At 71.4% G+C, this 19,674-nt stretch carries 19 protein-coding genes; 9 read left to right on the plus strand and 10 right to left on the minus strand.

What is annotated here, in order from left to right:
- Positions 1-190: 190 nt before the first annotated feature.
- From ACWGDB_RS26565 to ACWGDB_RS26585, 5 genes are all read left to right on the plus strand, one after another.
- Positions 191-1,168, plus strand: a complete 978-nt coding sequence (locus ACWGDB_RS26565; protein WP_328424248.1) for a glycosyltransferase family 2 protein — start codon at positions 191-193, stop codon at positions 1,166-1,168.
- Positions 1,165-2,499, plus strand: a complete 1,335-nt coding sequence (locus tag ACWGDB_RS26570) for a polysialyltransferase family glycosyltransferase (protein WP_453824703.1) — start codon at positions 1,165-1,167, stop codon at positions 2,497-2,499. Before ACWGDB_RS26565 ends, ACWGDB_RS26570 begins: the two co-directional genes overlap by 4 nt.
- Positions 2,500-3,296: 797 nt before the next feature.
- Entirely contained in the window at positions 3,297-4,466 is a 1,170-nt protein-coding gene (locus tag ACWGDB_RS26575; RefSeq protein WP_453824704.1) for an acyltransferase family protein, read from the plus strand.
- Between the two features lie 132 nt (positions 4,467-4,598).
- The gene (locus tag ACWGDB_RS26580) at positions 4,599-5,477 is read left to right on the plus strand and encodes a sulfotransferase family protein (RefSeq protein WP_453824705.1); all 879 of its coding nucleotides are present in this window, start codon (positions 4,599-4,601) and stop codon (positions 5,475-5,477) included.
- Between the two features lie 201 nt (positions 5,478-5,678).
- Positions 5,679-6,617: a class I SAM-dependent methyltransferase gene (locus tag ACWGDB_RS26585; protein ID WP_453824706.1), complete on the plus strand. Its 939-nt coding sequence runs from the start codon at positions 5,679-5,681 to the stop codon at positions 6,615-6,617.
- Between the two features lie 13 nt (positions 6,618-6,630).
- Here ACWGDB_RS26585 and ACWGDB_RS26590 read toward each other — a convergent pair whose 3' ends face one another.
- Entirely contained in the window at positions 6,631-7,281 is a 651-nt protein-coding gene (locus ACWGDB_RS26590) for a TetR/AcrR family transcriptional regulator (RefSeq protein WP_453824707.1), read from the minus strand.
- A gap of 97 nt (positions 7,282-7,378) precedes the next feature.
- Between ACWGDB_RS26590 and ACWGDB_RS26595 the strand changes: the two genes are divergently transcribed.
- On the plus strand, positions 7,379-8,776 hold the full coding sequence (locus tag ACWGDB_RS26595; protein WP_453824782.1) for an FAD-dependent oxidoreductase: 1,398 nt from the start codon (positions 7,379-7,381) through the stop codon (positions 8,774-8,776).
- On the opposite strand, the gene leuE is transcribed toward ACWGDB_RS26595, so the two are convergent.
- Positions 8,777-9,424: a leucine efflux protein LeuE gene (gene leuE, locus ACWGDB_RS26600; protein WP_453824708.1), complete on the minus strand. Its 648-nt coding sequence runs from the start codon at positions 9,422-9,424 to the stop codon at positions 8,777-8,779. It lies immediately after the preceding gene.
- A 66-nt stretch (positions 9,425-9,490) separates the two neighbouring features.
- Entirely contained in the window at positions 9,491-11,071 is a 1,581-nt protein-coding gene (locus tag ACWGDB_RS26605) for an acyl-CoA mutase large subunit family protein (RefSeq protein ID WP_453824709.1), read from the minus strand.
- A 213-nt stretch (positions 11,072-11,284) separates the two neighbouring features.
- Here ACWGDB_RS26605 and ACWGDB_RS26610 point away from each other — a divergent pair, with 213 nt between their 5' ends.
- Complete coding sequence (locus ACWGDB_RS26610; RefSeq protein WP_453824710.1) at positions 11,285-12,106, plus strand: L,D-transpeptidase family protein; 822 nt, start codon at positions 11,285-11,287, stop codon at positions 12,104-12,106.
- A gap of 201 nt (positions 12,107-12,307) precedes the next feature.
- Here ACWGDB_RS26610 and ACWGDB_RS26615 read toward each other — a convergent pair whose 3' ends face one another.
- From ACWGDB_RS26615 to ACWGDB_RS26630, 4 genes are all read right to left on the minus strand, one after another.
- Entirely contained in the window at positions 12,308-13,438 is a 1,131-nt protein-coding gene (locus ACWGDB_RS26615) for a hypothetical protein (protein ID WP_453824711.1), read from the minus strand.
- Complete coding sequence (locus tag ACWGDB_RS26620; RefSeq protein WP_427840255.1) at positions 13,438-14,100, minus strand: RNA polymerase sigma factor; 663 nt, start codon at positions 14,098-14,100, stop codon at positions 13,438-13,440. Before ACWGDB_RS26620 ends, ACWGDB_RS26615 begins: the two co-directional genes overlap by 1 nt.
- 358 nt (positions 14,101-14,458) lie before the next feature.
- Positions 14,459-15,220 (minus strand): hypothetical protein, encoded by a 762-nt coding sequence (locus tag ACWGDB_RS26625; protein ID WP_453824712.1) that lies wholly within the window; start codon positions 15,218-15,220, stop codon positions 14,459-14,461.
- A 258-nt stretch (positions 15,221-15,478) separates the two neighbouring features.
- Positions 15,479-16,096, minus strand: a complete 618-nt coding sequence (locus ACWGDB_RS26630) for an RNA polymerase sigma factor (protein ID WP_453824713.1) — start codon at positions 16,094-16,096, stop codon at positions 15,479-15,481.
- A gap of 253 nt (positions 16,097-16,349) precedes the next feature.
- Between ACWGDB_RS26630 and ACWGDB_RS26635 the strand changes: the two genes are divergently transcribed.
- Entirely contained in the window at positions 16,350-17,225 is an 876-nt protein-coding gene (locus ACWGDB_RS26635; protein ID WP_453824714.1) for a septum formation family protein, read from the plus strand.
- Between the two features lie 70 nt (positions 17,226-17,295).
- Here the strand turns inward: ACWGDB_RS26635 and ACWGDB_RS26640 are convergent, their stop codons facing one another.
- Positions 17,296-17,679 (minus strand): hypothetical protein, encoded by a 384-nt coding sequence (locus ACWGDB_RS26640; protein ID WP_453824715.1) that lies wholly within the window; start codon positions 17,677-17,679, stop codon positions 17,296-17,298.
- Positions 17,680-17,845: 166 nt separating this feature from the next.
- Here ACWGDB_RS26640 and ACWGDB_RS26645 point away from each other — a divergent pair, with 166 nt between their 5' ends.
- Positions 17,846-18,307 carry a DUF1877 family protein gene (locus ACWGDB_RS26645; RefSeq protein WP_453824716.1) on the plus strand — a complete coding sequence of 154 codons (462 nt, stop codon included), beginning with the start codon at positions 17,846-17,848 and terminating at the stop codon, positions 18,305-18,307.
- 118 nt (positions 18,308-18,425) lie between these two features.
- On the opposite strand, the gene ACWGDB_RS26650 is transcribed toward ACWGDB_RS26645, so the two are convergent.
- A complete protein-coding gene (locus tag ACWGDB_RS26650) occupies positions 18,426-19,046 on the minus strand; it encodes a hypothetical protein (protein ID WP_453824717.1) in 621 nt (206 codons plus the stop codon).
- Between the two features lie 117 nt (positions 19,047-19,163).
- Complete coding sequence (locus ACWGDB_RS26655; protein WP_383630179.1) at positions 19,164-19,667, minus strand: hypothetical protein; 504 nt, start codon at positions 19,665-19,667, stop codon at positions 19,164-19,166.
- Positions 19,668-19,674: the final 7 nt, after the last annotated feature.

Here is a 19,674-nt window from a genome sequence, read left to right on the forward strand (position 1 = left end):
CGCTAGGAAGCCTTTTCGAGGTTCTGCCCAACCAGAATGCAACAGACGGTTAACAGCACATCGACGAACGGCGAATCGAGCCGGGAACGGGCCGTAAAAAAGCCCGGTTCACGGCTTCGCCACACGTCGTTCACCTCGATTCAAGGCGATCGTCAAGACGAATGACGGGCTTCGTCCTAACGTCCATTGCGTGGTCAAGCTCTCCGTCATCGTGCCGTTCTACAACGTGCAGCAATACGCGCCCGACACCCTGAGGAGCCTGCGTGCGAACGCACGTGAGGACTTCGAATTCATCCTCGTCGACGACTGCTCGCGCGACGGGACGCCAGAGATCCTCGCTCGCGCGGAACGCGAGTTGCCAGGCGCGGTACATGTCAGACACGAAAAGAACGGGGGACTGGCGACCGCGCGCAACACCGGCATCGACCGCGCGCGCGGCGAGTACCTGACGTTCCTGGACGGCGACGACTGGCTCGCCCCCGGCTACTACCCCCGGCTGGTCGCCGCGATCGAGGAGTTGGGCTGCGACTTCCTGCGCACCGATCACGTCCAGTGCACGGCACGGGCGCGCGCTGTCCACCGGGTGCCGCACGGGCGCCGGAACGTCGTGATGACTCCGCGCGAGGCGATCCTGCCCGCCGACCGTTCCACCTCCGTCGACTACGCGTACGCCTGGGCGGGGATCTACCACCGCCGACTGGTCGACAAGGGGGTGCTGCACTTCACCGACGGGCTCCGGACGGCCGAGGACCGGCCGTGGATCTGGAAGCTGCACCGGGAGGCGGATTCCTTCGCCGCGGTGAGCCTGCTCGGTGTCTTCTACCGACGTGGCGTCGCCTCTTCCCTCACGCAGATCGGTGATGTGCGCCAACTCGATTTCATTCGCGCGTTCGACCAGGTCATCGAGGAAACCGCGCAGGACCCGGAGGCGGACAAACTCCTGCCGAAGGCTGTGCGCACTTATTGCGCCATCATTTCCCATCATCTGGGATCCATCGAAAGGTTCGAGCCCGCGGTGGCGAAAAAGCTGAAATCCATGAGTGCCGCGGCCCTGCGGCGCATGCCGCAGAACGTCCTGGACGAGGCCCTGGACTCCATGGACATCCAGCGCGCCACGCGGCTGCGCCGGCTGCGCCGCCGTCCCGCCCCCGCGGGGGTCGCCGCGTGACCACCCAGATCTTCCAGGCGTCCACCCTGTACGGCGTGGCCACCCTCGCCACCGCCCTGGACTCCGGCTGCTTCCGCCCCGCCGACCGGCGCATCCTGCTGGTCTGCAACAACGCCGCCACGCCGGAGACGACGCCCGGCCTCGACGAGATGCCGGGCTTCGAGCGGCTGCGTGAGCGCTTCGACGACGTGCTGTCGTACAACGAGACGATCTTCCCCTTCCACCCCGGTGGCTGGTCCCCGCGGCAGGACGACCTGCCGCTGTGGGAGAGGTTCCTGCGCCACGAGTGGCGACTCGGGGACGACGACGTCGAGTTGGCCGTCGAGTCGATCCAGGTCAACCCGTCGCTGGGCATCGCGCAGATCTTCACCGGTGCGCCGGTCACCGTCTACGCCGACGGCCTGATGAGCTACGGCCCCACCCGCAACAAGATCGACCCGCTGGTCGGCACCCGCGTGGACCGGGTGCTGCACCTCGATCTGGTGCCCGGTCTGAAGCCGCTGCTGCTCACCGAGTTCGGTGTGCCGGCGGAGCTCGTGCCGACTCCGGCCATCACCAAGGTGCTGGCCGAACTCGTCTCCTCCGGTGACGCCCTGCCGGAGATCGAGGAGCCCGCGCTGCTGCTGGGCCAGTACCTCTCCGCGCTCGGCATCCTCAGCGATGACGAGGAGGAGGCCCTGCATGTGCGGATGCTGAAGGGCGCGGCCGGACTGGGCCACGACAAGGTGGTGTTCAAGCCGCACCCCTCGGCTCCGGCCCGCTTCACCCGCAGCCTGGAGAAGGAGGCGGAGAAGCTCGGCGTCGAGCTCACCGTGCTCGACACGCCGGTCCTCGCCGAGGTGCTGTACCAGCGGATGCGGCCCGCGCTGGTCGTGGGCTGCTTCTCGACCGCCCTGCTCACCGCGTCCGCGCTGTACGGCCTGCCGGTCGCGCAGGTGGGCACCGAGCTGCTGCTGGAGCGGCTGACGCCGTACGAGAACAGCAACCGTGTGCCGGTCACGATCGTGCACGCGCTGCTTCCGGAACTGGGCGACCGTACCGCGGTCACCGAGCAGCGCCGGAGCATGGACGTCGATGCGCTGGGCGCGCTGGTGCGTGCGGTGGGCTTCGCGATGCAGCCGAAGATCCTGCCGGGGCTGCGCGAGGAGACGGAACGCTACCTGTCCAAGAACCTGAGCGAGCGGACGCTCCGCTACTTCAAGCGCAAGCGCCTCACCTCCCTGGCCCTGCCCGGCGGCCTCCCGGCCCAGCTGTCCTTCATCCCCCGCAACGCCACGGTCCGCCGCGTGGCCCGCAAGGCCCGCAACCTGCGGCGGGCGGTACGCCGCTAGGGCCTGGCCGGCAGCTCGGCGTGTCCCCACCCCCCCTGGGCCCTCGGCCACGGGGGCGCCTTCGGCTGCCGGTCGCGGAAGGACGGCAGCGCTGCGGGGGCGCCCGGCGCGAGGCTGTGCGCGCCGGGCGGCGTCCAACTGACGGCCGGGCGTGGAGACTCTCCGGCTGTCGGGCGCGGCAGGACAGCTGCGCGGCGGGGTGCCACCCGTGAGCTCGCCGAGCACGAGCGGGGTCCAACTGGACAAGGGGGGCGGCGATGCACGCGGAGCCTCCGGCCGCCGGACGCAAGAGCGCCGTGGCGCGATGGGTGCCCCCGCGGGGGGCGCTCCCCGGCGGGTCGGTGCGGGCTGTCCGCCGGGCCCGGCAAGGGTGGGCGGCGCGGCCGACACCGCGGACCCGCCGGGGCCGGCGCTCAAGCAGCGCGGGCTGCTTCCCGGTTCCCCCGGCCGGCGGCCATCCGCCCTGGGACGGCCGCCGGCAGCGCCACCGGGTCAGCAACCCGTCCTTGACGGCGTTTGCGACGCGCTCCTCTTCGGGCAGTTGCGCAACTCCCCTCACCCACCCGGGGCCGCCCCCGACACGGCACCCCCGCGTCGCCGGAACGACACTCCGTCCATGCGGCGTTTTCACAATCGCGAGGCGTTGCGCGGGTGGGGCCGGTGGGGTCGGAGTTGGAAGCGACGCGTAGGTGAACTCGCGCGGACGGTGCGGCGAATCTTGCTCCGCTCGCCGAAGTGGGCGCTTGGATTCGGACTAGTGTGCTGTGGTCCGGCTGAATCCCAGCGAGGGGAATCCTGTGATCGACACGCCCGAGGACACCAAAGTGACCTCCACGGGCACCGTGGTACGCACCGTCCTCCCACCGGCCGCCTCGTCCCGCCCACCCAAGCCGGACAAGCCCCGCGAGTCCCGGCTGCGCGCACTGGACGGACTGCGCCTGGTCGCCGCGCTGATGGTGGCGGCGTACCACTACGGAGGCCGCGGCGGCGAGGTCACCGACGCCTGGGGCAGCTCGCCCCAGCAGCAGTTCCCCACGCTGCACGGCTACTTCGCGTACGGCTGCCTGGGCGTCCAGGTGTTCTTCGTGATCAGCGGGTTCGTGATCTGCATGAGCGGCTGGGGCAGGCCGCTGAAGTCGTTCTTCGCGTCCCGCGCCGCCCGGCTGCTGCCGGCCTACTGGGCGGCCATCATCATCGTGACGCTCGTCTTCGCGCTGCCGGTCGTCACCTACAAGGCGGTGTCCCCCAGCGACGCCCTGGTGAACCTGACGATGCTTCAGCAGCCGCTGGGGGTCGACCGGGTGCTCGGCGTGTGCTGGACCCTGTGGGCGGAGATCCGCTTCTACGCCCTGTTCGCGCTGTGCGTCGTGCTGCCCGGCGCGACCCGCCGCCGCGTGATCCTGTTCTGCGCCGTCTGGACCCTCGCCGCGGTCATCACGGAGGGCGCGCAGGAGCCGCTCCTCGACATCGTCCTGATGCCCGAGTACGCCCCGTACTTCATCGGCGGCGTCGGCCTGTACCTGGTGCACCGCGACCGCAAGGACGCGTACGCCTGGGGCATCGTGATCGTCAGCTGGCTGATCGGTCAGCACTACGCGGTGTCGCGGCTGTGGCACGCCCCCGACGTGGACGCCTTCTCCTACCGAAGCTCCTTCGGCATCATGCTGGTGGTCACCCTGGGCTACGTCGCCGTGGCCGCGATCGCGCTGGGCTGGCTGCACTGGGCCGACTGGCGCTGGCTGACGGTCGCGGGCGCCCTGACGTACCCCTTCTACCTCGTGCACGAGCACCTGGGCTGGGTCGTCATCAAGGCACTCCACCAGGGGCTGAGCATCCCGTCGTACGCCACCGTCCTGCTGACCGTCGGCGCGATGCTGCTGCTCGCACGGCTGCTCAACCGGTACGTGGAGGACCGGGCCACTCCGCTGATTCGTCGCAAGCTGGCCTCGATTCCCAGGAAGAATTAAGGAAGCGGTAAGACACCTGGTCAGCGGGGATGTGCGTGCGCACGTCCCCGCTTCGCTTCTCCCGCGCGTCATCTGCCGTTCAACTGCCGCCCCTGGGATGCGCAGGGCACAGCGCGAGAGAAAGGTGTCACCGTGCGAGACCCTCGGATGACGGCGATCGGCAAGGGACTGAAGCGTCGGGGCAGGCTGATGATGCAGGCCGTGAGCCCACCGCGCGGGACCCTCAACGCCGTCCCCTCGCCCCGCAGCCCCGATGAGTGCGACGCCGGCTACACCGCGCCGCCCGCGCCGCGCCTCGTGGAGTCGCCGGTCTTCGTCCTGTCCTCGGTGCGTTCCGGCTCGACGCTGCTTCGGGTGCTGCTGAACAGCCACAGCCGGATCCGGGCCCCGCACGAGATGCATCTGCGCACCCTGCACGTGCACCTGTCCCGCGAGTTCACCGCGGCCGCCATGAGGGAGCTGGAGCTCGACAAGGACGAGCTGGAACACCTGCTGTGGGACCGGGTGCTGCACCTGGAGCTCACCCGCAGCGGCAAGGACGTCATCGTCGACAAGACCCCGCCGAACACCCTCATCTGGCCCAGACTGCACCGATGTTGGCCGCAGGCCCGCCACATCCTGCTCCTGCGGCACCCGGCCGCCGTGATCGCGTCCCTGACCAGCCGCCGGGCGGACCCCGACCACGAGGCGATCCGCGCCGAGGTCCTCGCCTACGGCGAGAAGCTGGAGGAGGCGCGCCGGAACCTCGACGTCCATGTGATCCGGTACGAGGAGCTGACCGCGCAGCCGGAGCGGGTCACCCGCGGCATCTGCGCCTATCTCGACCTCCCGTGGGAGCCCCGCATGCTCGACTACGGCGCACAGGACCACGGCACCCTGCGCCCTCAGCTCGGCGACTGGTCCAGCACCCTCAAGTCCGGCCGGATCCAGCCCGCCCGCACAACACACCCGGACGTAGAGCTTCCTGAACGGCTGGCAGAATTGGCGCGGGCATGGGGGTATCCGGACTGAAAACCGCTGGTCCGGCGCCCCGTCCGGGGCGGGCTGCCACGGCCCGGCGACCCGGTACACCACCAGGAAACCGATGAGCCCCCCGTTGACCATGCGATGTTGTCCTGCCGTTCATCGCACAGCTGGTTTGGCGTATTCGCACGGGGCAGACACCGGAGTACCCCGTCCGACTCGCAGGATCACAACGGAGTGCTCTCGCCTATGGCAGCCACACAGTCCTCGCCCGCCGTCCGACGCCCTCACACCCTTGACGACGTCCCCGGCTGGTTTCCCCCGCTCGACCAGGTGCTCTTCGACTGGCTCCTCGACCGGCAGCAGTCCGCGGGGATGCGCGGCGACCTGCTGGAGGTCGGGGTGTTCATGGGCAAGAGCGCGATCTTCACCGGCCAACGCCTCCAGCCGGGTGAGCGCTACACGGTGTGCGACCTGTTCGAGGGCGACGCGCCGGACGACGCCAACAAGGCGGAGTCGGCGAAGTCGTACAGCGCGCTGACCCGGCAGGCCTTCGAGGAGAACTACCTCTCCTTCCACGACGAGCTGCCACGCGTCCTGCAGGGCCCCAGCTCGATCGTGCCCGACGAGGTCCCGGCGGGCTCCTGCCGGTTCGTCCACGTCGACGGCTCGCACCTGTACGAGCACGTGTACGCAGACATCGGCGCGGCCCACGACCTGCTGCTGCCCGACGGGGTGGTCGTCCTGGACGACTTCCGCTCCGAGCACACCCCGGGAGTGGCGATAGCCACCTGGGAGGCCGTGATCAACCGTGGCCTGCGTCCGATCTGCCTGAGCACCCAGAAGCTGTACGCCACCTGGGGCGACCCGGAGCCGGTCCAGGAGGAACTGCTGGCGATGGTGCGGGCACGCAAGGACTGCCACCTCAGCGTCCAGCAGGCGGCCGGACACCGCATCATCCGCCTCAAGGCCAAGGGCACGCAGGCCCCGCCGTTCCCGCCGTCCCGGCACGCGGACAGCATCCCCGCGGAGCCCGCCGCGCCCGCCGCGCCCGCCGCGCCCGCCGCCTCCGCCGCTCGACCCGCGCGCCCGAAGGCGCCCCGCAGCCGCGCCCGCAGGCTCGCCGCGGATGTGCTCCCGCCGGTCGTCACCCGCGCGATCCGCAACGCCCGCCGCCGGGCGAGGTGATCCGCCGCACCGCTCAGCCGACCCCGTACCGCGCCTCGATCCCGGCGATCACCACCGCCAGCCCCTCCTCGAAGTGCCGGTCGTAGTCGGTGAAGATCTCCGCGCCCGCCCGAGCCGACAAGGGAAAGTCGGCCATCCGGCGGGCGCGCTGCTCTATGTCGTACCCCTCACGGCGCTCACCCGCGAGCGGCTCGACGCCCTGTTCCTCGGTGACGAAGCCGAGGGTGTAGAAGTACGTCGTCGAGGTCGCGCGGACCGCGTCGGCGAGGGCGAAGCCGGCGGCCGTGAACAGGCGCAGGTTGTCCTCCATCTGCTCGGCGTGCTCGATGCCGGTGAAGCGTGAGCCGCTGAAGACCTTGGCCCCGTCGCGGTAGCCGAGCAGCGCCGCGCGCAGTCCGCGGTTGGACCTCAGGAGCCGCTCCCGCCAGCCCTCGTCCGGGTCGAGGGGCGTCGCGGCGACCATCCGCCGGTACATCTCGGTCGCCATCTCGTCGAGCAGCGCCTGTTTGTCCTTGAAGTGCCAGTACAGGGCCGGCGCCTTGACGTCCAGCTCCTTGGCGATGGCGCGGAGGGTCAGGCCGTCGAGACCGACCTCGTTCAGGAGCTTGAGGGCGGTGGCCGCGACGCGTGTGCGATCCAGGGGCGCTCGGCGTTCCGTATTCACGCTTGACAGCTTAACGCCGTTAAGGGCACGCTCGTGACCGAGGGAACTTAACAACGTTAAGGAGAGTCCGCTCATGAACGCGCATGCGGAGGTACCGGTGGACACGGATGTACTGATCGTCGGCGCGGGCCCCACCGGCCTCGCCCTCGGCATCGACCTCGCGCGGCGTGGCGTGGACGCGCTGGTCGTGGAGCGGGCCGAGCGGCTCTTTCCCGGGTCGCGCGGCAAGGGGATCCAGCCGCGCACCATGGAGGTCTTCGACGACCTGGGCGTCCTCGGCGCGATCCGCGCGGCGGGCGGCAGCTATCCGGTCGGGATGATCTGGCAGGAGGGCCGGCGGGTCGGCGAGCACCAGATGTTCGACCCGGCGGAGGTCACGGAGGACTCGCCGTACAACGAGCCGTGGATGGTCCCGCAGTGGCGGACGCAGGAGATCCTCTTCGCGCGGCTGGCGGAGCTGGGCGGAGAGGTCGCCTTCGACCGGGAGGTCGTCGGGGTCGCACAGGACGAGGACGGCGTGACGGCTCGCTTCGCGTCCGGCGAGAGCGTCCGCGCGCGGTACGTCGTCGCCGCCGACGGCGGCCGTTCGGCCGTACGGCGGGCCCTCGGCATCGGTATGACCGGGGAGACCGTCGACCCGAGCCCGACGCTGGTGGCGGACGTCAGGATCACGGGCCTGGACCGGGACAACTGGCATCTCTTCCCGCCGCGTGGGGAGGGCCAGGACTTCCTCGCGATCTGCCCCCTCGCGGGCACGGAGGACTTCCAGGTCGCGGCCCGGTTCCCCGAGGGGACGTCGGTGGACGTCTCACCGGACGGCGTGCGCAAGGCGGTCGCGGCGCGTTCCCACCTCGCGCCGGAAGACGTGACGGAGGTCCGCTGGGCCTCGGACTTCCGGCCGCGGGCGGCCCTGGCGGACCGGTTCCGGGACGGGCGGGTGTTCCTCGCGGGGGACGCCGCGCACATCCACTCGCCGGCGGGCGGGCAGGGCCTCAACACCAGCGTCCAGGACGCCTACAACCTGGGCTGGAAGCTGGGCGCGGTGCTGCGGGACGGGGCCGACGCGGCGCTCCTCGACACCTACCAGGAGGAACGGCGTCCCGTCGCCGCCGACATGCTCGGCCTGTCGACGAGCGTGCACCGCGGCCAGGTGCGCCGCGGCGAGGCGACCCGTCAGCTCGGCCTGGGGTACCGGGAGTCGTCGCTGACCCGGGAGACACGGCCGACGCCGGGCCCGGTGCGGGCGGGTGACCGCGCGCCGGACGGGACGCTGGGTGGCGTGCGGCTGTTCGACGCGTTCCGGGGGCCGCACTGGACCCTGGTCGCGGTGGGCGCGCAGACACCGGAACTGCCGGAGGCGGTACGGGTGGTCGGCGGGCAGGAGCAGGCGTCGTACGGCGGGGGCCTGCTCCTGGTCCGGCCGGACGGGTATGTGGGGTGGGCGGGCGGGACGGCCGACGGCCTGCCCGCCTACCTCGCGCGCGTCGGCCTCTGATCAGGTGCCGGCGAGCGAGAGCTTCACCGCGAACCCGAGGAACAACGCCCCCGCCGCCGAAGTGGCCCCGGCCGACAGCCGCTTGCGCCGGCGGAACGCGGCCGCCAGCTTGGTGCCGCCGAATATCAGCGCGCTGAGGTACAGGAAGCTCGCGAGCTGCGCGAAGGCGCCGAGCACGACGAACGACAGCGCGGGGTAGGCGTACGCCGGATCGACGAACTGCACGAAGAAGGCGACGAAGAAGAGGATCGCCTTGGGGTTGAGGAGGCTGACGACGAAGGCCCGCCGGAAGGGCCGCTCCTCGGAGGCCGGGGCCAGGCTGTCCTCGACGACCGCCTCGCGCCGGGCCCGCCACATCCCCCAGGCCGCCCGCATCATCCCGATCGCCAGCCAGGTCAGATACCCGGCTCCCGCGTACTTCACGATCCCGAACAGCACGGCGTTCGTCTGCAGCAGGGAGGCGACGCCGGCGGCGGACAGTGTCATCAACACGGTGTCCCCGCACCAGACACCGGCCGCGGCGGTGTACCCGGGACGCACGCCCCGGCGCGCGGCGACGGACAGCACGTACAGCGAGTTGGGACCGGGCAGCAGGACGATCAGGATCAGGCCCGCGAGATAGGTGGGGAGGTCGATGACACCGAACATGGAATGGAGTGTGGCACGCGGGTACGACATTCCGATCCCGGATTTCAGCGGGCGAGACGGCGCGGATCAGAAGGCGTCGCTCGGGACGTACGTCCCCCAGATCTCCCGCAGCGCGTTGCACACCTCCCCCACCGTCGCCCGGGCCCGCAGCGCGTCCTTCATCGGGTACAGGACGTTGTCCTCCCCCGCGGCGGCCTTCCTCAGCGCGGCGAGGGCCGAGTCCACCGCGGACCGGTCGCGCCCGGCGCGCAGCTGCGCGAGACGCTCCGCCTGCCGGGCCTCGATGGCGGGGTCCACGCGAAGCGGCTCGTACGGCTCCTCCTCGTCGAGCTGGAAGCGGTTGACGCCGACGACGACCCGTTCGCCGGAGTCCGTCTCCTGGGCGATCCGGTAGGCGCTGCGCTCGATCTCGCCCTTCTGGAAGCCGTGCTCAATGGCCGCAACCGCGCCGCCGAGGTCCTCGACGCGCTGCATCAGCCCGACCGCGGCCGCCTCGACGTCGTCGGTCATCCGCTCGATGGCGTACGAGCCCGCGAAGGGGTCCACCGTCGCCGTCACGTCCGTCTCGTACGCCAGGACCTGCTGGGTGCGCAGGGCGAGGCGGGCGCTCTTGTCCGTGGGCAGCGCGATCGCCTCGTCGAAGGAGTTGGTGTGCAGGGACTGGGTGCCGCCCAGGACGGCCGCGAGGCCCTGCACCGCCACACGCACCAGGTTCACCTCGGGCTGCTGGGCCGTCAGCTGGACGCCGGCCGTCTGCGTGTGGAAGCGCAGCATCAGCGACTTGGGGTTCCGCGCGCCGAACTCGTCCCGCATCACCCGGGCCCAGATCCTGCGGGCCGCACGGAACTTGGCGACCTCCTCCAGGATCGTCGTACGGGCCACGAAGAAGAAGGACAGCCGGGGCGCGAAGTCGTCCACGTCCATGCCCGCCGCCACCGCCGTGCGGACGTACTCGATGCCGTCGGCGAGCGTGAAGGCGATCTCCTGCGCGGGGGACGCACCCGCCTCGGCCATGTGGTAGCCGGAGATCGAGATCGTGTTCCAGCGCGGGATCTCGGCCTGGCAGTACCGGAAGATGTCGGCGATCAGCCGGAGCGAGGGCTTCGGCGGGAAGATGTACGTCCCGCGCGCGATGTACTCCTTCAGCACGTCGTTCTGGATCGTGCCGGTGAGCCGGTCCGCCGCGACCCCCTGCTCCTCCGCCACCAGCTGGTACAGCAGGAGCAGCAGCGCGGCCGGCGCGTTGATGGTCATCGACGTGGACACCTTGTCCAGCGGGATCCCGCCGAACAGCACCCGCATGTCGTCGATCGAGTCGATGGCCACGCCCACCTTGCCGACCTCGCCGTGCGCGATCGGCGCGTCGGAGTCGTGGCCCATCTGGGTGGGCAGGTCGAAGGCGACCGACAGGCCGGTCGTGCCGTGGGCGATCAGCTGCCGGTAGCGGGCGTTGGACTCCGTCGCCGTACCGAAGCCGGCGTACTGGCGCATCGTCCAGGGGCGGCCGGTGTACATCGTGGGGTACACGCCGCGGGTGAAGGGGTACGAGCCCGGCTCACCCAGCTTCTCGGCCGGGTCCCAGCCGCTGAGCGCGTCCGGCCCGTAGACCGGCTCGATGGGCACTGCGGACTCGGACTCGCGCGTCATGGTGTGTGCCTCCGAGGTCGCCGTGGTTGTCGCCCGCAAAGACGGACGGTGTCCTTCACCTCTGTGTCCAACCATGCCGCGTAGTTCGCAACCGGTCACGTGCGGGGAACATCTCAGGTGACACCAGGGCGGTCGGGCGGTCGGGGTGGCCGCGGTGAGACGACGGGGGCCGGGATGCGTACCAGGGGTATGGGGCGGACACGGGACAGGGGCATGGGGAGCGGGACCGCCGTACTGGCCTGTGGTGCCGCGCTGACCGTGCTGTGCGGCTGCACCGTGCAGGCCTCCGGCGAGGAGGAGCGGCGCTCGCCCGTGCACATAGAGCTCCCGAGCGGCACACCGTCCCCGAAGTCGGCACCGCCCGACGGCAAGCCGAGCGCGAAGCCCACGCCCGCGGCACCACCCGCCGTGCTGTGGTCCCGGGGCGACGAGGGCCGTGACGTACGCGAGCTCCAGGCCCGTCTGCGTCAGATCGCCTGGCTCTTCGACGGGCCGACGGGGACGTACGACGATCTGACGGAGCAGGCGGTCAGGGGATTCCAGGGCAAGCGGGGACTGCCGAGAACGGGGAAGACCGACGAGGTCACCTGGCAGCGGCTGCTGCGGATGACGCGCGAGCCCGGCAAGTGGGACCTGTATCTGATGGGCGGCCAGCCGGCTGACGCGCCGGACGCGCGGTGCCTGACCGGCCGGGTGCTGTGCATCAGCAAGTCGAGCCGGACGCTGCGCTGGATGATCGACGGACGGTCGGTCCTGACGGTGCCGGTGCGGTTCGGGTCGCAGTACACACCGACCCGGGAAGGTGTGTTCAGCGTCTACTGGAAGTCACGGCACCATGTGTCGACGCTCTATGACTCGCCGATGCCGTACGCGATGTTCTTCAGCGGCGGCCAGGCGGTGCACTACTCGTCCGACTTCGCGGCCACGGGTTACGCGGGCGCCTCGCACGGCTGCGTCAACGTACGGGACGAGCGGGCGATCGCGGAGATGTTCGCGCAGGTGAGGACCGGCGACAAGGTCGTCGTCCACTGGTGAGGCGCGAGGGGTGGGTGTGGGGCGCGGGCGGGACCGGGGGAACGTGTCCCGCCCGCGCCGATGCACTGAGCCGTAGGTACGGGGGGAACCCCGGCTCTGTGCGACGGCCGATGACCAGTCGGCTCACTCACATCAGCGCCATGGCGGCCGAAAGTGTCACTCCTGCGGCGAAGAATTTTCAACCAATCACAAAACCGCAGGTCAGCGACCTGTGACGGAAGTGAGGACGTGGTCCGGCAGGAGGGCGGCCGCGCGTGCCACGACAGTGGACGGATCCGCTACGGCGCTGTGCGCGCGGTGGCCGTCACCGCCGCCATCACGGTCACGGCCGCGGTCACCGTGGTGGTCACGGTCGTCGTCGCCGTGCCGGCCGCCCCGGCCGTCGCCGCGCCCATCGGCACGGTCGCCCTCGTCGTCGTCGCTGTCCCGGTCCCGGTTCCTGTCCCGGTCCCTATCCCGGTCGCGGTCGCGGTCCCTGTCCTTGCCGCCGCCCGACTTGCCCCAGGTGCCGTCGCCGGCGGCCTTGAGGACGCCCTTGCAGTACTTCCGTACGCGTTCGGAGCCCCCCGCCGCGCGCTCCAGGGCGCGGCGGCGGTCGTTGGACAGGTCCTTGCCGTCGCTCAGGTCGCGGCAGTACGCGGTGACGACCTTCCACCAGCCGCCGGCGGCCTTGTCCCGGTCAGGAGCCGATCCGCGGTCCGGGGCGGGACCGCCGGGTTCGGCACCCTCGGTCGTGCCCGGATCGGTGGGCGCCCGCGAGTCGTCGTCGGGCGTTGGTCCGCCCTGCACGCCGCCTTCCGGCGAGGGCGAGAAGAGCGGGCGTTCCGGTGGTGCCGGTGCCGAGACCGTGGCGGCCGGGCGGCCCCCTTCGTCTTCGACGAACGGCGATGTCAGGACTCCGGTTCCGGCCGCGACCGCAACCCCGCCGATCATGCCGACGGCCAGCGCGGCGGCGAGACCGAGCCGTACGGGACGGGCCCAGCGGGGCCGGCGGACACCGTTGTCGGCGCAAGCGATACGAACCAGCCCGACGTCGACGGGCCCGGCACCGGGGGTGTCGCTGTCCTCGCAGGCACCGGATGCGGAGCCTTGGCCGACGGTCGCCGACTCGGCGTCCCGGCCCGCGCGTGCCGCGCGGAACGCCTCCAGCGCTGCGGCCTCTCCGGGGAGTTCCGTGCTGCTCAGCGGGGGTTCGGCGGTCAGCGCCTCAAGCGTCTTGGCGAGGCGTTCGGCCTGATCGCGGTCGGCCGGATCGACAGCTTCGAGTGACTCTCCGCGCAGCAAACGCTCCGCCGTTTCGCGGTCCAGCCACCTGTACTGCTCGTCGGCCATCACACATCCTTCTGCGTCCGCGCACGCATATGCGTCACACTCGCAGACGTCACCGCACGGTCGCGGGTTCCTCGCTGAGGAGGCAGGGCGTCGAGCACGCCGGTCGATTCCGGATCGTCGCCGAGCAGCTCGGCGAGCCTCTTCAGACCCCGGTGCGCGGCGGTGCGTACGGCACCCGGCCGCTTGCCCAGCGTCTGGGCGGCCGTTTTGGCGTCGAGCCCCACGACCACGCGCAGGACGACGGCCTCGGCCTGGTCCTGCGGCAGGCGGGCGATGAGGGAGAGGGTGCCGTCGGTGGCCAGGGCCTCCATGGCCTCCCCCGCCGTGTCGGACTCGGCGGCCTTCCCGGTCAGCTCCGTCTCGTCGCCGCCGATCGCGGGGCGGCGGCCGCGCATGCGTATGTGGTCCAGGGCGCGGTTGCGGGCTATCCGGGCGGCCCAGCCACGGAAGCGGTCCGCGTCCCCGCTGAACCGCTCCAGGTCACGCGCTATCTGCAGCCACGCCTCCGACGCGACGTCCTCGGCGTCCGGGTCGCCGACCAGCGTCCGTACGTACCCGAGCAGCCGCGGGTGCACAGCGCGGTACACAGTCCGGAACGCGCTCTCGTCCCCGTCCTGTGCCGCAAGCACCGCGGCGGTCAGCTCCGCGTCGTCCCCCAGCACTGCGCCCCTTTTGCGCCTAAGCCGGTGCCGCTGTCGCGGACCGGTTCTCGCCGTCGTGGTTCCTCAGTCGATGGTTGCGGTTCTGGAACCGCAGGTCGTTGCGGTGGTCATACACCTTCCGCGTCCGGCGCGAAAGGCACGTTACGGCCTGAAAGCGCTGCTCGTCCATGTCCGTACAACGTGCAACTACCCCGGATTCCGCGATGTCTCCGCCCAGGTGTGACAGAAAACGCAGTCATGGCGCTGTAGAAAGTACGGGCCGCCGCGCGGCCCGTGCCGCGCGACGGCCGGGGCCTCTCCTGTGGGGGGTGGCGGCCCCGGTCGTCTCGCGCAAGGCCCGTGTCGCGTCGGTGCGGGGTCAGTCCTTCTTCTCGGCGCTCTTGCCGGACTCACCCTTGTCGCCCGGGCCCCGGCTCCGGCTGCTGCCGGTGACACCGCCCTCGTCAGCCCTGTTCGCGGACCCGTTCGTCGGCCCGCTCTTCGCCCTCGCCAACTGATCGGCGCAGTACGCGGCCACCTTGTCCGCACCGCCCGCCGCCGCGACGAGCCGCTGCCAGGCCGTCGAGTCCAGGGCGTTGCCGCGATCCTCGACCTGGTCGTACGCGCGGCACCGGGCCTCGGTGTCCTGGGCGGTGGCCGGGTGGCCGGGCTCGGCGGAGCCGGCGCCGGACGCCGCGGAGGGGTGCGCGGCGGTCGGCCGGTCGGGGGCGCCGGCCGACGGAGCGGGCCTGGCCCCGTTGTCGCCGGGAGCCTCCGAGGAGCCGGACGAGCCGATCGCGGCGACCGCCACGCCGCCCAGCGCGAGGCTCGCGACGAACAGGGAGAGCGTGGTCTTCACCGACAGCGCCAGTCGGCGCGGCGCACGCGGCCGCCAGTCGTCCCGGCGCCGGGTGCGTGCCCCGTGGGCGCCCGCGGCACGCGCGGCACGGAAGGCGGCCACGGCACGCTGCTCGCCCTCGGCGTCCGCGGGGTGCCCGCGCAGTACGGCGGCGGAGAGCAGCGCCTCCAGTTCGGCGTCGTCGAGGGCCACGGCCGGGCCGGAGGCGTAACCCGCCGCCCTGTCGTCAGGGTGCGCATGCCGACGGCCGGGTTCTCCGCCGCGGCTCTGCCGTTCACCCATGCCCGTTTTCCCGTCCCTGTCCGACCTGCTTGGTTGGCTTTCGCCACTCTTTGGCTGCGCAACCGCTGCGACCTGTGTGGCCCATGTGGCTGTTGTGGCTGCTGTCGTTGCTGTTGTGACTCACGAGCTTCTAGAGCCTGTACGTCCGTCACGCCCCGTACCACTCACCGCGCACGCCGCCTCGCTTCATCGAAGCGCCGTGGCACCGGTGCGCGATGCGCCGAAGCGCCGCCCGTCAGCCGCCGACACCCTCACTGTTCATTTCGATTCCCCCAGCGTCCGGGGGCCGCCATCCGTCACACCTGCGACGCCCAGCTGCTCGGCCAGGCGCTTCAGCCCCCGGTGGGCGGCCGTCCGGACCGCGCCGGGGCGCTTGCCGAGGACGCGTGCGGCGGCGGGGCCGTCGAGGCCGACGACGACCCGGAGCAGTACGGCCTCGGCCTGGTCCTTCGGCAGCCCCCGGACCAGCTCGAGGGCGTGCTCGGTGGAGATCGACTCCAGGGCCTGGTCGTGCGTGTTCTGCGGACCTGGGAGGTCCAGTACGTCGTGCTCCAGCGCCGACGACCGCGGCCGTACCTTCTGCCGGCGCAGATGGTCCAGCGCCCGGTGCCGGCCGATGGTCGCGGTCCAGCCCCGGAATCCGGCGCCGTCTCCCTTGAACCGGCCGAGGTCCCGGGCTATCTCCAGCCAGGCGTCGGACGCCACGTCCTCCGCGTCGTTCCCGACCAGCCCGCGCAGGTACCCGAGCAGTCCCGGGTGCACCAGCCGGTACGCGACCGCGAAGGCGGCCTCGTCACCTTCCTGAGCCCGCGCGACGGCCGCGCTCAACTCCCCGTCGTGCGCGTGCCCGCGGCGGGGTTCCCCTCCCTGGCCCAAGAACTGTCCTCGTCCGTACCGGTTCGCGGCGGATTCGCACCCCGCGGTGCGGCCACCCTTTCCCACGCCCCTCCACGGTCAACAGCGCCCGGCCTCACAGAAGTGTCACAGGGGCCGCGCCTGCGGCCGGTCGCTACAACCATTGCCGCCCATGGGGAGTCAGAGACGCCGCGACCTGCACACAGCCCCATCACAGGGATGGCATACGATGCGGCGCGATCCACATAAAGTTCGCATAAGAGGATGTAACGTCATGTCAGCTCGCAGTCCATTTCGCTCCCTTCGCGGCATATCCTCCGTCGTCGCCCTGCTCGCGATCGGTGCGGTGGGATGCTCGGACGTCGTCGACAGCGCCAAGGACGGCGCGAAGAAGGTGGCCCGCCAGAGATCGGTGTTCTCGCTGAACGTCGGGGACTGCTACAACCCGAACAACAAGGGCGAAGGCACGGAGATCCTCGTCGAGATCGTGCCCTGCGCCGAGGCGCACACGGGTCAGGTCGTCGGCGACTTCAAGATCGAAGAAGGGTCGAAGTACCCCGGCACCGACGCGGTCGCCGCCATCGCCGACGAGCGATGCCCGGTCGAGGCCGGGAAGTTCGCCCCGGACACCTGGGCGCTCCCCAAGGGTGTGGCCCTTCTCCACTACACCCCGACCCAGGAGAGCTGGGCGACCGGCGACCGTGCCGTCAGCTGCAGCTACACCAAGGACTCGGGCACCTTCACCGGCGCGCTGAACGCGAAGTCCCTGAAGCCCGAGCAGACCGCGTACCTGAACGGTTCGAACGCCGTCTACGAGGCGCTGTGGACCAACCAGTCCGAGAAGGACTCCGTCGAGGCGGACTTCGCCGGCTACAAGGCGCAGGCCAAGGCCGTGGCGGCCGCCCTCGACGCCCATGTGAAGGGCCTGAAGGACGTCGACGGCACGGAGGTCGGCAAGCTCCGCGCGGACCTGACGAAGACGGCCGCGCACTGGAGGAAGGCCGCGAACGCCGCCGACACGGACGCCTTCTACCTCGCCTACGACCCGGCGTTCACCGGCATCGACCCGAACAAGACGGTCGCCGCCCGCAAGGAACTGGGCCTGGCCACCACCGTCCCGGCCGACGAGGCGGAGGTCTGGGCGAGCTGACGCTCCCTCGGCCCCGGCCGGGACCCCGCCCCTCCAGGGCGGCCCGGCCGGGCCGTCTTCCCTCCGTCGCCTACCGCTGGACGGCGTCCCGGCACAGCAACCGCAGCGACCCGTCGCCCGCGAAACACCGCCGCGCCTCGTCCATCGGATCCCACAGCCGACCGTCGGGCGTACGGATCCAGTGGTCGCCGCCCGACGCCCACCACTCGGCGCCGGCCTGACGGGCGATCACCTCACCGGCGTACGCGCCGAGGCCGCGCAGCGTGTTCTCCACGGCGGCGTACGGCGTCCGTTCCCGGCGCAGTTCCTCGATCATCCGGTCGACCCGCCACAGGCTCTGCGCCGAGTAGTCGAGTCGCAGCCGGGCCCCCTCACGCATCGTCGCCACCGCGTCCGCCGCCCACCGCACCGGCTTGGTAGCGGCTGCGGGCCTGGTTTCCGCTTGAGTCGTCACACCCTGGAAAGCGTGTCTGAACTGGGATTCGTCACCCGGATCCGGCGACTCCCCGGGACCGGTGCAGGACCGCCCCACCTCGCCCCCACCACAGTCACAGGACTCACCCAGGAACCAGGTTTACGAGAGAGTGACGCTTCGCCGCTCCCGTGCGCTCCACTCACTGATGAGCCTGTACTTCCATCTCCGAGCAGTGCCGCCCTCGGCGCTGCGCAACAGCGCGACCTGGTTCCAGCACCTGTTCCAGGACGACTGGGACACCGTGCGCCGACGGCTCGACCGGCACCGCGACGAGATGCTGGACCAGCGGTACGCCGAGCAGCACGCCCTCTACGCCGGGAAGGTCCAGGACGGGCCGCGGGCCGACGTGGTCCTGGGCGGCCGGCCGGTGAACCACCCGGTGCCGGAACACCCGCCGTTCCTGATCCTCACCGCGGCTCAGGTCACCCGCGTGGCCGACTACCTCGGATCGACCGACTTCGAGGGCCTGTGGCGCCCACTGCAGGCCACAGTCCCTCCCGAACCGGAAGTGCGCACCATCCTCGCGGCCGCCCACCGCGACCTGACGGCCTTCTACACCCGAACCGCGGAGTACGGCGACGCGGTGGTGAAGTGCGTCCTGCCATGAAGGGCGAGAGTCCTGCAACGCCCCAAAGGGGCGCGGGGAACTGCGCGACAAGCCCCCCCCCACGCACCCGCACCCGCCCCGCGGCACCCCCTCAGGCGGCCCGGCACCACCCGCGGAGCTATCCGCGGAGCGTCCGCGCACGCCGGGAAACCACCGCCCGCAGCACCCGCCGCCCCTCCGTCGACACCTCCAGCGCCCGGCGCAACCCGCTCGCGCCATGCCCGGCCAGAATCTCCAGGACGCCGATCTGGCGGCGAAGTTCGGCGGCGACGAGCGGCGACATGCCCTGCGTACGACCCTCGGCCGAGGCGGAGGGCTCCTCCGCGCGGGCCGAGCCGATCGCCTCGGGGAGGGCGTCGGCCGAGGACGCGTCGTCCTCCGCGGGGTCGAGGAGCCGGTGGATCTGCAGCGAGGCGACGGAGCAGGCGTCGGCCCAGATCCGTGCCTCGGCGGCGGACCGTACGGCCGGGGCCGCGGCCAGCATCCGCCGGGCGAGCAGGGCGGCCTCGTCCTCGACGTCCGCGTCGTCCATGACATCGGCGACGCCGAGCTTCGCGCGTACCTGCTCCAGCAGTTCACCCCACGCGGCGGAGTCCCCGCCGTCCGCGAGGTTCGCCCACAGCGGCCGCAGCACCTCGTCGTCACCGCCGAGCAGCGGCACGCACCGATCCAAACAAGCCAACCCGCTGGCGGCCAGTCCGCGTTCGTCGGCCTGAGCGATCAATTCCACCAGGCTCATCCACGCCTCCCTAAGCGGGTCATTCCTGAGGGTCGGGGTCCCCGCACAGAACCCTGACGAGCTCCGACCTTTACGGAGCCCGCACTTCCCCTTACTGCGTGCGACTGCCCCGGAGTGTCACAGGGGCACGACGCCCAGCCGGTCGAGCAGCCGGAAGAAGAGGTTTTCGGCCAAAGAGTCCGCATCAGCGGTGAGTACGGCGACGAGCGACTCGGCGTTCACTTCGTGCCCGGCCTCGGCGGCCCAGGCGACGGCCCGCTCGGCGGCGTCGGGGGGTTCGAGGAAGTAGTCCTCGAGCGTGAGCCCTTCGGTTCCGGCGCCGAGGTACCCGGCCATCGCGCCGCGCGCGAGACACGTCGTCCAGGCTCCGCTCTCCGGCGCCGCCGCCTCCACCACCACGCAGTCGCTGTCCATGACGTACCCGAAGAGCGCGGGCGCCCCCGTCTCCAGGGCCAGGGCGTTCATGCTCCCGACGTCGGCGCCGCTGCTCGGGTACTCCCACACCTGCCACCCGCCGGGCGCCTCCGCCCGCAGGGTCATCCCTTCGGCGCCCGCCAGCGCGTCCAGCTCCGCCAGCGGCCGCTCCCCGCGGCCCACGACGAAGTACCCCCAGTACCCCATTCCGGTT

Source organism: Streptomyces sp. NPDC055013, from assembly GCF_053608645.1.